Genomic DNA, 14,032 nt, shown 5'->3' with positions numbered 1-14,032 from the left:
CTCTTATCTGACGCTGTTTCCCGTCAGGAAACCGCAAGCCTTTTTTGCAACTGGAGAACAGCATCAACCATAAGGCTGGACCATTGTTCGGCACCATGATGCGTATCAATTAAATCCTGCCGGATCTCAATTACAACATGGGGAATATCCCGTTTGGTACCATGCTCATTCATTGTATAGCCAAATGGCTGTTTTGCTGAATATGGTTCGTTGTCCCCGACCACCAATGTCGGGTTTTTACGGAAAATATTCAGCAAGGGCTGCGCCAACCGCTCATCCTGATCCCATAAAACCCCGACATGCCATGGTCTTTCAAAATCGTTCATAACCGGTGTAAAGGAATGCATGGACAAAACGATCGGCTGCTTGTGATCCGCGACTTTCCGATCCAGCATTTGACGGAGTTTATTGTGATAGGGTTCAAAATAGCCCGCCACCCTTTCCGCTTTTTGAAGGTCTGTCAGGTCGACATTCGCCGGAACCTGCACCCCATCACTTTCAACGGGCATACTCGCAGGATCATCTGGATAGCGGTTCGGATCAATCAAAAGGCGGGAGAAGCCGGAATAAATCGCTGACGCCTCAAGTTTATCGCTCATTCGCCGGGTGACATCCTCAATTCCGATATCCCAAGCGACATGCCGCCGAAGCAACGCAGGATCCTCAATGCCCAATAGATTATAGGGCTCAGGGATGTACCGGCTTGCATGGTCAGCAATCAACAATATCGGAGATGAACTCTCTTCATGAGTAGTAGAAAACGGGTCAGACATAGATTGAGTATATGGCGATTAATTGAAAAAACCATCATATCCCATATTCTGTAGTCAAAGAAAAGAAATTGATTTGTGCAGGCCGCAATCAGGCGTTAATCCTGATCCCAGCGTTCCTCGATTGCACGCGCGATCCCGGCAAAATCCGCCTCATCTTCCATCATGCCATCTGGCGCCAACCACCAGTCCGCCATTTCATTGTTAAAATAAGCAACTGGGTCAGACATTCCCGTTTGGGAAAGCTCGTCCATGCGGGCCACTGCCCATGCATAATCATACTTTTTGGGCGCCAGCTCGGCGGGATCAACCAATCGTACTGAAATGTTGGGCTCTTTCCTGGAAAAAACAGAAAACTGACGAGGTTTATGGGGCCGATGTCCGCTTAAAACAGATTTGTGCAAGCCAGATAATCGTATTTTCTGCCGGACCGCCTGACGGAAAGTGCGTTTTGCCACGGGACCAACTCTTACACGCATTTCTCCCACCAGAAAGCCAATGCCATCTGCGACTGAATAAATAGCCCGCTCGAAAGTTACTTGAAATGATCCTGAGTGCCCCATGCGAATCCGTCTGTGATGTCTTGATTTTATTGCTTGGATTTTGTTTTGCCAGATACGCAGTTAAATTTTTCTTAACGAAAAACGGGGCAAGTGAATTTGTAGAAAGAAAAAATGCAGATGTAGAAAAGCGAGGCTATCTCGCCAATTTTTGTTTTCGTTTTGATGAAAATGAAAATAAAACGAAATTAAAACAAATATATTTACCTTTTCTCTAGGGACTGAGGATGTTACTGTCCTATCTTCGACAAACGATTGGTGTTTTTAGATTTTCAGCACTATATCCGGCATATTAAGTAAGTGTGATTTCTTTATTCCAACAATTCCATAAACCATAAGAAATATTGGCATGCGCAGACTCAGAAAAACCAAAATTGTTGCCACCCTTGGCCCCGCCAGCTCGGATGAAAAAACTGTCAAAGCTCTTCATCTTGCAGGGGCAGACGTCTTTCGGCTTAACTTCAGTCACGGGGAGCCACACGATCACAAATCACGCTACGACATTATTAGAAATCTGGAACAAACCGAAGGGCGCCCTATTGGCATTCTGGCAGATTTACAAGGCCCTAAGATCCGGGTTGGTACCTTTGAAGACGGCAAAGTCCTTCTCGAAAAAGGGCAAACCTTTCGCCTCGATCTTGATGAAACCGCTGGTAATTCCGAACGGGTCTGCCTCCCTCATAAAAGGGTCATGTCGTCGCTTGAAAAAGGCACCATATTGCTCCTTGATGATGGCAAATTGAAACTCGGTGTTACTGAAGCCTCCGAAACTCATGCCCAATGCGAGGTTTTAATCGGCGGAAAACTCTCTGACCGTAAAGGCGTCAACATTCCAAACGCCATTGTCAACATGTCCCCGCTTACAGACAAAGATCGGCGCGATCTGGATTATGCACTGGAATTGGGTGTGGACTGGATCGCCCTTAGTTTTGTCCAGCGGCCAGAGGATATTGCCGAAATCAAGAAAATAGTCGCTGGGCGCGCCGCGGTCATGGCCAAAATTGAAAAACCAGCTGCGGTTGAGCATCTGGAAGGAATTATTGAACTTGCAGATGCTGTTATGGTCGCGCGCGGTGATCTGGGTGTTGAAATTCCCCTGCCTGAAGTACCTGCGGTTCAGAAGAAAATCATTAATGCAGCCAAAAATTCAGGCAAACCTGTTGTTGTTGCCACACAAATGCTGGAGAGCATGATCTCCTCTCCCGTGCCGACACGCGCGGAGGCAACCGACGTTGCCAATGCGATCTATGATGGAGCTGATGCCGTCATGCTGTCTGCTGAAAGCGCCGCGGGAGAATATCCCATTGAGGCCGTCACCATGATGAGTGACATTGCGGTCCAAACCGAAAAAGATCCTAACTATAGTAAAATGATGGACGCCAAGCATGGCCCGCTCGAAGCAACGACAGCCGATGCCATCAGCGCCGCTGCCTCACAGGTTGCCAGTACGATCGGCGCCACGGCCATTGTCACTTACACAACATCCGGTTCAACAGCCTTGCGGGCGTCGCGCGAACGGGGCAGCACTCCCGTATTAGCATTAACGCCGGCGTTACCAACGGCGCGCAAGCTCGCTCTTGCTTGGGGACTTCACTGCGTTCACACAAGTGATGCAAAAAATTTCTCAGATATGGTCGAACGGGCATGTAATACCTGTTTTCAGGAAGGGTTTGCCCGGCCTGGAGATCGCATTGTTATTATGGCGGGTGTCCCCTTCGGCACCCCAGGGTCAACAAATATCCTGCGAATTGCCTGGGTTGGAGAAAAACCTTTAGCAAAATAAAAACAGGAAACAGAGGGCTGGCTAAATTTTTTGCCCTTTATGTTCATGTTTCAGAATTTTTAGTTTTCGCCGAACAGAGGGCATATGCGGATTGATCCGCAATGCCTTCTCAAATGCAGAAAGTGCCTGCTCAGGTGCATTCCTGATTTCAAAAATCTGTCCAAGGCCTGCAAAGGCTCCAAAATGGCGGGGTTCCAACTCCAGAACCCGCGCGACATCTTCCAAAGATCCGTTGAGGTCTCCGACCAAAAAACGAACAGTCGCCCGCTTATTCCATGCCTCTGCAAATGCAGGGTCCATGTCAATGATCATTGTGAAAGACATATTTGCCTTTTCATAGGCTCCAGCCGCCATATCCTTTAGCCCCTGGATCATAAGCAGATCAATTGTATCACTGCCTGAGCGCATCCATATATTCCAGATTACACGCTCGATCGCTTGCGCTTTTACCGCGTCTTTAGTTTCCGTTAGTTCATCAAATAAGCGATCCAGACGTTCATCATCCTGACGGGCGGATGCCACGCTGCTGATTAGAAAGACAGCAAAAATCACCGTTAAAAGCTTCAGTATCCTGTTCATATTTTGAATATAGAGCAGTATTCAAATTTGGGCAGTCCTACTTCACCAAAATCAACCACATTTTAGTGAACGGTTTTTTCAAGGACCTCCGGCTTCGGCCCGCCTGTCGCCCAGTCCAGCAGTTGGACCGTGTGCAGCACCGGAATATTCATGCCGCTTCCAATCTGGGCGATACACCCGATATTTCCAGCCGCGACAATATCAGGCGAGACAGACGCAATATTTCGAATTTTTCGGTCTTTCAACCGGCTTGATAACTCCGGTTGCAACAGATTATAGGTACCCGCAGATCCACAACAGATGTGAGATTCCGGGATAGGCGCAACGTCAAAACCTGCTGCTTGAAGCAACTGTTTTGGAGGATCAATTACCCGTTGCCCATGCTGCAACGAGCAAGCTGAGTGATACGCGACCTTAACACCGCTCAACGGCACGTTTGGTTCTATATCGAGGGTTACAAGATATTCCGAGATATCCTTGGCAATTTCCGCTACCGCTTGGGCTTTTTCTGCCATTTCTTCATCATGCTTAAAAAGATGGCCATAGTCTTTAACCGTTGTACCGCAGCCGGATGTATTGATCAAAATGGCATCCAGTGTTCCCTGTTCCATTTCCTCATACCAGGCCAGAATATTCTTTTTGGCATACGCCTGAGCAGGATCTTCCTGACCCATATGAAGGGGTAAGGCGCCGCAACATCCGGCCTTCTTTGGAATGATCACCTCAACACCCAGTCTGGTCAGCAGCCGGATCGTCGCATCATTGATATCGGGGGATAAAACCTTCTGCGCGCAACCGGCCATTAGAATGACACGCTTACCCGAGGGTGATCGCTTGGGGGTGTGACGGACAACGCCATCTAATCCGGAAGGTCCGGGAATAGAGGCTGGCGCCATGTCCAGCATTGCACGCAAGCGTCCTCTAAACAGATTTTTGAACGGACGGGCCAACATGGCGCCGATCAACGATATACGAAAGAGGGTCGGGCTCGGAAGGATGAGGCCCAGAATTTTTCTCAACATCCTGTCGAACACCGGACGCTCGTACGTGTCGTCAATATACTGGCGCGCATGATCCACAAGATGCATGTAATCGACACCAGACGGACAAGTTGTCATACAGGACAGGCAAGAAAGGCAGCGATCAACATGCTGGACGGTTTCTTTTTGTGCCGGGGCACCACTTTCCAGCATTTGCTGGATCATATAAATACGGCCACGTGGACTGTCCCGTTCGTCCCCAAGCTCTGTATAAGTAGGACAAGTCGCCGTGCAAAAACCGCAATGAACACATTTACGCAGAATGTCATTTGATTCTGCAAATTTGGGATCTGCGAGCTGCGCGATACTGAAGTCAGTTTTCATGTCACATCTCCGATCGGGTACATCCGTCCCGGATTAAAAATCCCTTTGGGGTCGAAACCCTGCCGGACGCGTTCTGACATTTGCGCCAAAACCTTATTTTGAGGATGAAACGGCGAGACATCCTGTCTCAATGCCATATCCGCCCGAACAAGCGTGGCATGTCCGCCATCCAGTAAAGAACTTCGAATAATATCCACACCGGCCCGATCTATATCAGCGGGAACACTGACCCATACCAGACCGCCCGCCCAATCCAGATAATATTGGGCCTCCGGCAAAAATTCACTTAAATGCTGAACAAAAAGAGGCGCGCTTGCCGGTGGCAATGAAACACGCCATACAGAACGGCTCTGTTCTTTAACGAAAGGCTTCACATCGCCTACAAAAGACCAGAAGGCATCAGAATTATGCCCGTGTAATTCACCGGTTTCTGCACCGTTCCCGCATTCATCTAATAACGCTGCGCACCTAAATTCTGCGGACGGTGCCGGGCCTTCTACAAGCAACGCTGTAACTGACCTTTGCGCATCCGTCACATGGGAAATATCACAGGTCACTGCAACCTGTTCTGGTAAGTAAGACGCCGCGGAGACATCATGCACGGATGACATGGCATCCTTCATCACCCTTACTGCCTCATCGGGCGCCAATCCAAAGATCAAAACAGTTCGTTTCTTCTCGGCATCCGGCAGAACCTTAAAAGTAAGGCTGGTATACAAGGCAATGGTGCCATAGCTGCCACAAACAAGCTTACAAAGATCATAACCTGTCACATTCTTCATCACACGGCTTCCCGTCTGAAACGCTTCGCCGCGCCCGGAAAATCCTTTAACGCCAAGCAAATGATCACGGGCCGCCCCTGCTTTTATTCGACTGGATCCGGATAAGTTACAGCCAAATACGCCCCCGATTGTTGATGCACCGGCCTCTGTTCCCAAAAGGGGGCCAAGATCAGGTGGGGAAAAGGCTAATTTCTGACCGGCTTGTTTTAAGATTGCCTGAATGTCTGACAGGCGGGTTCCCGTTTTGGCCTGCATAACCAATTCAGCAGGTTCGTGCATTTCGACGCCCTGCAATGAAGACATGCTCAGAATGCAATCCGTTTGCAGGGGGCGGCCCAATTCTGATTTACTGCCATTGCCCTGCACAGCAAAAGATTTGTTGCCGGCCAATGCCCACTTCAAAACCTCTGGAAGCTGCTCTTCCTGCGTAATATCAATCTTTTCCATGGATCAAAACCTTGGTAAATCTGGAAACGGAAGCTCACCGTTGTGAACATGCATTTTCCCAAGCTCGGCACAGCGATGTAAAATCGGAAAGACTTTACCGGGATTAAGCCGCCCATCCGGGTCGAAGGCACATTTCAAACGCTGCTGTTGTTTGAGATCTTCTTCTGTGAACATTTCACCCATCAGATCGCGCTTTTCAATTCCAACCCCATGTTCTCCGGTCAGGACACCGCCAACCTCGACGCACAGTTTCAGGATATCTGCGCCAAACGCTTCACATTTTTCCAGATCACCGGGAATATTGGCATCAAACAGGATCAATGGATGCAGATTCCCATCGCCCGCATGAAACACATTTGCAACCCGCAGGCCGTAATGTTCAGAAAGCTCGTTCATTCGCGCCAAAACTTTGGGAAGCTGCCCCCGCGGAATGGTGCCATCCATACACATATAATCGGGCGAAATTCGGCCAACCGCAGGAAAGGCTGCTTTTCGCCCGGCCCAAAATGTCATGCGTTCTTCTTCGGACTGGCTTTGTTTAATGACAGTCGCACCACACGCTTTTGCGATTTTGTTGATGTCAGCATTGTGGTGGTCAATTTCGACTTGCGGGCCGTCCAGCTCCACAATCAATAAAGCCTCTACATCGAGAGGATAGCCTGCATGGCAAAATTCTTCGGCTGCATGAATTGCATATCGATCCATCATTTCCATGCCGGCGGGAATAATGCCTGCTCCAATAATCTTGCCGACACAGTCACCTGCCTGCTCGCTGGATGGAAAACCAATCAGCTGGGCCGAGATATTTTCAGGACTGCGGAGCAAACGGACGGTCACCTCGGTAATAACACCCAGCAGGCCTTCCGAGCCCGTAATGACCCCCATCAAATCATACCCTTCTGAATCAAGATGCTTCCCGCCAAATTGAATGATGTCCCCATCCATGGTAATCATCTCAACGCCGAGAACGTTATTAGTCGTGAGCCCGTATTTCAGGCAATGCACCCCACCAGAATTCTCAGCAATATTACCACCAATTGTACAGGCGATCTGACTTGACGGATCCGGAGCATAATAGAACCCATCCGCTTTCACCGCGTCGGTAATCGCAAGATTGGTCACACCCGGCTGAACCACCGCACAACGGTTGTCATAATCCACGTCAACAATGCGGTTAAATTTTCCAAGCCCCAACAGGACGCCATCGGCCAAAGGCAGCGCGCCTCCAGAAAGAGAGGTGCCAGCCCCACGCGGGACAACATTTACTTTTTCCGCCGCGCAAAATTTCAGAATTTCGGCAATTTCATCTTTGGTTTCAGGCAGAACGGCAATCATCGGAAGCTGACGATAGGCACTAAGACCATCACATTCAAATGCCCGTAACCCGGCTTCTTCATCTATAACACCTTCAGGGTTACCAACAATCTCACGGAGTTTTGCGACAAGATAATCTCGTTTCTGCAATACCTGCGGATCCGGTTTCGGCATTTTGACCATGTGACCTGCTCCCATTTTATCAGTGAAGATACTATAGACGTGATTCAGACACAAAAAAACCGCGACTGACAAACAGCGCGGCTTTTTTCACCATTCAGAAATTCGTATGAATTTCCGCCAAAACTAACGAGTTAGCCCTGACGCGCCTTAAAGCGTGGATTGGTCTTGTTAATCACATAAACGCGTCCTTTGCGGCGGACAACGCGGCAATCGCGATGACGCTTCTTCGCGGACTTGAGCGAGTTAATGACTTTCATGGTACAGACCCCAAAAAACTATTCTGAATTTGAAGGCCGGACCATACTGTCCAGCCAACACTCTGTCAATGACCAAATAGGGATTTTCTCAGCTTTTATAAAAGGATCAGATAATCTCTCTTGGAACCCTTGCATAGATACGGAAAACCTTGAGGACGCCGGCCTCCATGGCCTTAACCCTGGACGTCCACAACTCACCTTCCTTCAACACCCAGTCATGCAAATGACCACTTTTTGCACCACGGCTTGTTTGTTGAGCGTATTCGGAAAACGCTTTCAAGACATTTGCCTTGTATTCATCTGTTGTATCTTCGGCAATACTGACCTCAAAACCTGCGGTCGTCAGCATTTTTCGAATCTGCTGAACATCAATCAGCTGAGGTGGAATAGGCTCGTTAGCCATCCATTCTTTTAACGCAGGATCATCCAGAGACGCGCCATCCAGCATGTAATCGGACATCATAAACTGACCTTCCGGTTTCATCATTGCATGGATCTGATTAAAGCAGTCCTGTTTATTCTTCACACAAAACAGCGCCTCAGATGAATAGGCGACATTGGCAGACTTCAATTTAGGCTGAAAATCCTCGAAATCACAGTGGATATATTTGACATAGCGCGTAAGACCCGCCATTTTCGTCATTTCACGTGAGGCTTCGTATAGGTCATGATCTGTTTCATAAGCATCCACATAGGCTTCATGCTGATCAACCACCCAATGGGCAAAGCCGCCGAGACCAGATCCGATTTCCGCAACGCTCATGGTTTTGTTTAATCCCATGGGTGTCGTTAATCGTGTCTTCACGGCATCAGGAATGCACCGCGTCATGCCATCTCCGAAAAGAGTGACAACAGAGCGTTGCCGGCTGACAGCCCAGCCTTTTACTGTCGGAGGCCCTTCGTTCTCAGGAGGCGCCTCTTCTTCAACTTCGATCGTTTTCGCGACAGGTTTTAACTCATACCCTTCCCACCAAAGCTTCAGCTTCTTAGAAAAAGGTAATTTGCCATCGATCCCCTCTGTCGCACTGCTTTGCTCAGCACTCATACTTCAACCTTAGCTTTCTTGCCCCAAATCAGCTAAAAAGCTCCTGACTCAAAGTGGTTACAGCTTTCATTATCAAATTTTGACAGAAATATGTTAACCATGTGTAAATCTAATTTACACGTCTTGAGATCTAAATAAAGTCCTTATATTCATCTCGCAGTTCTCTTTTCAAAACCTTACCGATGGTACTTCTGGGCAAGTCCTCCCGAAACGCAACCCCCTGTATTCGCTGAGTTTTACCTAAACGGGAATTGACCCAATCCTTAATCTCCTCCTCGTTTGCAGCGGACCCCTCTTTACGGACGACCAATGCCAAGGGCGTCTCGCCCCATTCTTCGCTGGGAATACCAATAACGGCAACATCCACAACATCGGGATGAACGATCAACTCCGCCTCGATATCTGCCGCATATATATTAAAGCCGCCAGAGATGATCATGTCCTTTTTCCGGTCCAGCAGAAACAGGAACCCATCATTATCAAAACGTCCCATATCGCCACTTTTAAAGAAAACATCGCCTTCCGGTGAGGTCCAAAGCATGGCTTCCGTCAGATCCGGACGGTTATAATAACCGGTCATCATCGCATCGGATCGCCCAACAATTTCACCAATTTGTCCGACGGGGACTTCCAGCCCCTCTTCATTAATAATTCGAAGATCCACGCCTTCTCCCGGCTTGCCGACCGAGGCCAGCTTATCAGGGAATTCTGTGGCCGACAGCACAGTGCCGATGCCGCCTTCGGTCAGACCATATATTTCAATCAGTTTTCCCGGCCACCGTTTAAGCGCGTCAGCTTTCACATTTTCGCGGAGTGGCGCGGAGGTTGAGAATTTAACCTGAAAGTGGCTAAGATCGAAGTTATCAAAGTCTTTGCGCGCCAGAATTCGTTGATATTGAACCGGCACAAGCATGGTATGCGTTACTTTTTCCGCCTCCGCCAATTTCAGGAACTCTTCGGCATTGAACTTGGACATCAAGATCACCTTGCCACCCAACGCCAATGTTGGAAGAAAGACAACCAAAGTCGTATTGGAGTAAAGCGCCGTTGAGGAGAGTGTGACCGTTTCACTGCCCACCCCAAGCGCTTCAAAGCGGACGGTATGCTGATTGCGCATATAATGGCTTTGCTCAATTCCCTTAGGCACCCCTGTTGTGCCCGAACTGTATATAAGGTTGAACGGGTCCTGAGGTGAAATTTCCTGAATATGCTCTGCTGTCGAGACGCCATCCAGAAGAGACCCATAAGAGGTCCAGTCCGGGTCTTCGAAATCAAACGCGATGCGATCTGCTTTTTTAAGATGATCCAGATTTGCCAGGACCGGCCCCAAAAGACTTTTAGTGCCTTCCGAGATAAAGATCATTTTTGCCCCGCAATCGCGGATCATTCCCTCCAACTGCACTGAGGATGCCATGCCGGAAAGCGGGACCAAACACATTCCTGCCTGCAGTGTTCCTAAAAAGACTTCGACATATTCCGTGCTGCTTTTCGCCAGTACGGCAACCTTATCTCCCTGCTGGTAACCGCGCTTTTTCAACAAATTTGATATCTGGTTGATCCGCGGCATCAACTCTGCCCATGTCCGGGACACGCCATCTGTTTTAAGCGCAGTCCGATCCGGGAAGGCGTTGGCAATTCTTCTGATCCGCTCGGGATAAGAGACGAAGCCCTCCGCTTCATCCATATCGTTAAAAAGCTTGTTATGTGCAGCTGGCTTTGCGCTCATTTTTATTATTCTCCGGTCTATCTAAGAAATGGGTCGACTGTTGGTTGGATTTTCTGGCCGTCTTATTTTCGCCTGTCTTTTTATTTTTTTTTGTAAGATAACCTGCTCATCAGGAAATGCAAACGGGCACGGTAAAATGCTCGCGCTGGAGAGACCATGTTTAAATTGCACCCAAGATTGCAAGCGGATACCACCCATATCCAAACGCTGGAGGTCTGCGGTCTGTATTTGATGAATGATGCCCGCTATCCATGGCTTATTCTTGTACCGCACATTAATGATGTTCGTGAAATGCACCACTTACCGTCCGCAACCTACTCTGTCCTATGCACTGAAATTCGTCAGATCTCTTCCCTGTTGGAAACCTGCTTTAAACCTGAAAAATTAAATATTGGAGCATTGGGGAACATGGTTCCGCAACTCCACATTCATATTATCGGGCGCCATGCGAAAGACCCGGCATGGCCTGGGCCGGTATGGGGTGTTGGGGAGGGGCTCTCCTATGATCCGCAGAAAAAACAAGAAAGAATAGCGCTCATACATAAACACCTTTAATTCAACTTAATCCAGTTAAATTAAACAAGCCAGTTAATCCAGCGGCCATGAAAATCAGCTCTGGCTAATATTTTTGTCTCTCCTCCGGGCCAAAGTGTGACAGAGAGAGCAGCGCCAGGCGTTTCCTTATCCGCTTCCAACCGTAACCACGCCAAGGGGCTATCGTTTCGCGCCAATTGCCCGGCCTCCTGCATGAGGCGCTCACCTGCCACTTGGTCTGCCTTGGTAAAATACTGCCAAGCGATAGTATGGTAAATCACGTGAACCGTGTTTTCGCTCTGCTGGGCAAGCCGCCCGGCAAGCCATTTGATCGCACTCTGCTTAGTAACGCGTTCTGGCTGAGTTTTTGCAAAATCGATCGCAGATCTGGTTTTCGCAATTCGGTCCGGTTGATCCGCCCAAATATAGGATAACAACCGAAGACGTTCGTCCGCCTTATCAATGTCAAGAGGATTGAGGTCGCAGCCAGCCCTCTCCAGAACACGGAGCGGATGCATGGCTGGCATTGAACCCTTCCAGTCTGGCTCCTGCAGGACCGGTGCGTGGGCACTTCCCCATAAGGTCCCCTTTAAATTGTAACTGAACTTATCCCAAAACAAATTCAGGCCCGCACTTGCTCCTAATTCAGAGGTCCTGAAATCCATCAAATTGGTTTGCTTTGCGATATATTGAAATCCAGGGAACAGAATTCCAGCACGTTTGACCTCGTTAGTCTGCGGCGCATTTCTTAAAAACTGAAGGACAAATTCTTCCTCCTCCTCAACCGCACTCAGAACAGCCTCCAACAGCCGGTCATCACAAATGCTTTGATCATTGGGAGGATAGACTGACTGTAACGCAGGAAGACGGCTCGACAAAACCAGCGCATGCAAGGCCCCTGTCAACCGCAAGGGAACAGACTCTCCGTATGGTGAGACATCTCCCGGCCAATTGGCGATATGACGCCAAACAACCCCTTCTGCAGGGAAATTCTCTGCCAGCAACAAGCACAGACGCGCCATAAAAGGGGATCCTAAACTTTCGCAGGCTTTTGACTGCACACGAAATGCCGTTAGAATTGGTTGTTCGGACATAACCACCCCTTTTTCCAAATTGGTTGAGAAGTACCGCGACCCTCATCTTATTAAAGAGGTCTGGGCCCTCCTGAGACGTAGGACTGAAACATTTCTTTTAGCCGGGCGTAATGATCATCGATATTTTCGTGCGGACCGGAGAACATTTTTTTAACAGCAAGTCCCCGCAGCAAAACAAGCAAAACAGTTCGCCAATCCAGTATTTCGTCCCGACTCTCGCTATAGTCGGAAAAGAACCCCAACCAGTATTCGTCACGTTCTTCATCCAATCGGGCTATACCTTCCTCGATGCTTTTTTTCAGGGCTGGATCACGATGCCCCTGAACTGCGATTTCCAGAAAGACAACATAGATATCGCTTTTATACCCTGACCAATAGTGATCAATCAGTCGATCCAGTCGTTCTGATTTTCCAAGGTGACTTAAATCAGTTTGTGCGACCATTACGTTTAATTTCTGCACGATCGTGACAATAACTTCCTGTAACAAATCTTTTGGGCTCGAAAAGTGATACTGGATAGCCCCTCTTGTCAGACCCGCAGCTTTCGCCACCCGTGTTGTCGTCAAATTTGCGCAACCGTCACTTTGAATAAGATGGATGGCGGCATCAATTAATTTGGCCCGCGTTTCTTCCCTGCGCTGTTGCTGGGTTTTGCGGTCAATGATGGGCCCGCCCTCTTCCTGCTGGACGGAATTTTCCAATCCATTTTCCTTATTCACCATTCTGTCTCCAGCTCCCTAATACATGAAGCTCATTATTATTTTGCACGAGAGTATCTAGAAAATGTCTTAAAATCAATCACTTCGGAAAAACACACTCGGTTGTTGACAATTTGTCATTTTGTTGTTGATACATTCATTCATGAATGATAGTGTAATTTTCAATAATAAGAATAAGGGGGAAACAGTCGGTGCTAAGTGTGTGACGCAATCCCCCACCTCTTCCCTTCTTTTCCAAAATATCTGCTTTAAAATCTGTTTTTCATTACGGGTCCACATCGGCATTTGCGACCAATAGCAGTTTTCCGAAATGGCCAACTAAAAAGCCCCACACAAATGGTGGGGCTTTGAGTATTCTGGCTTTCAACGAGATCGCATCTCAAGACAACCCGCTAGTCTTTTGCAAGGCCCTCATCTCGACATTTGATCATTCTTAATGGCGTGTAAATAATTGCGACAGTCCCATCCTGCTTGACAATTTTATTGCGCGTTCGAACAAGGCCCCGACCGGGTTTACTGGTCAATCGCGCTTCGATCACCTCGCATTCCACATGAAGGGTATCCCCTGCAAAAACCGGGTTTTCGACATTAAGTTCCATGTTCAGAAACGCGTATCCTGTATGCTGCATGGTCGATTGTACAAGTAACCCTTCCGCAAAAGTATACGCAAGTGCCCCCGGTGCAACCCGTCCCTTGATGTCAGAAGAATGCTCCAGAAACTCCAGATCCATGAACAGCACTTCCTGCATACCCGTTGTATTGATGAAGTTTACGATATCGGCTTCTGTTACAGTTCGGCCAATTGTCTTGAATTGTCGGCCAAGCGGCAAATCTTCATAGTAAAATCCAAGCCCTACGGTTTCCACATTTCCCCC

General features: G+C 48.4%; 14 protein-coding genes. 2 read left to right on the top strand and 12 right to left on the bottom strand.

Features of this window, described 5'->3' with window-relative positions; genetic code table 11:
- Positions 1-23: 23 nt before the first annotated feature.
- Positions 24-773, bottom strand: a complete 750-nt coding sequence (locus OIR97_RS06220; protein ID WP_169544718.1) for an N-formylglutamate amidohydrolase — start codon at positions 771-773, stop codon at positions 24-26.
- Between the two features lie 95 nt (positions 774-868).
- On the bottom strand, positions 869-1,333 hold the full coding sequence (locus OIR97_RS06215) for a hypothetical protein (RefSeq protein ID WP_169544717.1): 465 nt from the start codon (positions 1,331-1,333) through the stop codon (positions 869-871).
- A 346-nt stretch (positions 1,334-1,679) separates the two neighbouring features.
- Between OIR97_RS06215 and pyk the strand changes: the two genes are divergently transcribed.
- Complete coding sequence (pyk, locus tag OIR97_RS06210) at positions 1,680-3,113, top strand: pyruvate kinase (RefSeq protein WP_169544716.1); 1,434 nt, start codon at positions 1,680-1,682, stop codon at positions 3,111-3,113.
- Positions 3,114-3,134: 21 nt separating this feature from the next.
- Here pyk and OIR97_RS06205 read toward each other — a convergent pair whose 3' ends face one another.
- The 7 genes from OIR97_RS06205 to OIR97_RS06175 form a co-directional block, all read right to left on the bottom strand.
- Positions 3,135-3,692 carry a tetratricopeptide repeat protein gene (locus tag OIR97_RS06205; RefSeq protein WP_267177800.1) on the bottom strand — a complete coding sequence of 186 codons (558 nt, stop codon included), beginning with the start codon at positions 3,690-3,692 and terminating at the stop codon, positions 3,135-3,137.
- Positions 3,693-3,754: 62 nt separating this feature from the next.
- Entirely contained in the window at positions 3,755-5,056 is a 1,302-nt protein-coding gene (gene glcF / locus OIR97_RS06200) for a glycolate oxidase subunit GlcF (protein ID WP_169544714.1), read from the bottom strand.
- Positions 5,053-6,285 carry an FAD-binding protein gene (locus OIR97_RS06195; protein WP_169544713.1) on the bottom strand — a complete coding sequence of 411 codons (1,233 nt, stop codon included), beginning with the start codon at positions 6,283-6,285 and terminating at the stop codon, positions 5,053-5,055. The genes glcF and OIR97_RS06195 overlap by 4 nt, the downstream gene beginning before the upstream one ends.
- Before the next feature lie 3 nt (positions 6,286-6,288).
- Positions 6,289-7,782 (bottom strand): FAD-linked oxidase C-terminal domain-containing protein, encoded by a 1,494-nt coding sequence (locus OIR97_RS06190; RefSeq protein ID WP_219821675.1) that lies wholly within the window; start codon positions 7,780-7,782, stop codon positions 6,289-6,291.
- Positions 7,783-7,913: 131 nt separating this feature from the next.
- Complete coding sequence (gene ykgO / locus OIR97_RS06185; protein ID WP_169544712.1) at positions 7,914-8,039, bottom strand: type B 50S ribosomal protein L36; 126 nt, start codon at positions 8,037-8,039, stop codon at positions 7,914-7,916.
- Positions 8,040-8,145: 106 nt separating this feature from the next.
- On the bottom strand, positions 8,146-9,084 hold the full coding sequence (locus OIR97_RS06180) for an SAM-dependent methyltransferase (protein WP_169544711.1): 939 nt from the start codon (positions 9,082-9,084) through the stop codon (positions 8,146-8,148).
- 130 nt (positions 9,085-9,214) lie between these two features.
- Complete coding sequence (locus OIR97_RS06175) at positions 9,215-10,810, bottom strand: class I adenylate-forming enzyme family protein (RefSeq protein WP_219821674.1); 1,596 nt, start codon at positions 10,808-10,810, stop codon at positions 9,215-9,217.
- Positions 10,811-10,966: 156 nt separating this feature from the next.
- Here OIR97_RS06175 and OIR97_RS06170 point away from each other — a divergent pair, with 156 nt between their 5' ends.
- On the top strand, positions 10,967-11,365 hold the full coding sequence (locus OIR97_RS06170; protein WP_169544710.1) for an HIT domain-containing protein: 399 nt from the start codon (positions 10,967-10,969) through the stop codon (positions 11,363-11,365).
- A 20-nt stretch (positions 11,366-11,385) separates the two neighbouring features.
- Here the strand turns inward: OIR97_RS06170 and OIR97_RS06165 are convergent, their stop codons facing one another.
- From OIR97_RS06165 to OIR97_RS06155, 3 genes are all read right to left on the bottom strand, one after another.
- Positions 11,386-12,438 carry a DUF2332 domain-containing protein gene (locus OIR97_RS06165; protein WP_169544709.1) on the bottom strand — a complete coding sequence of 351 codons (1,053 nt, stop codon included), beginning with the start codon at positions 12,436-12,438 and terminating at the stop codon, positions 11,386-11,388.
- Positions 12,439-12,488: 50 nt separating this feature from the next.
- The gene (locus OIR97_RS06160) at positions 12,489-13,160 is read right to left on the bottom strand and encodes a TetR/AcrR family transcriptional regulator (protein WP_169544708.1); all 672 of its coding nucleotides are present in this window, start codon (positions 13,158-13,160) and stop codon (positions 12,489-12,491) included.
- A 389-nt stretch (positions 13,161-13,549) separates the two neighbouring features.
- Positions 13,550-14,023, bottom strand: a complete 474-nt coding sequence (locus tag OIR97_RS06155; protein WP_169544707.1) for a MaoC family dehydratase — start codon at positions 14,021-14,023, stop codon at positions 13,550-13,552.
- Between the last annotated feature and the right edge of the window lie 9 nt (positions 14,024-14,032).

It is taken from the genome of Sneathiella aquimaris, assembly GCF_026409565.1.
Taxonomy (GTDB): Bacteria; Pseudomonadota; Alphaproteobacteria; order Sneathiellales; family Sneathiellaceae; genus Sneathiella; species Sneathiella aquimaris.
Note: the sequence above shows the minus strand (reverse complement) of the source record. Positions and strands in the feature narration are given on the sequence as shown.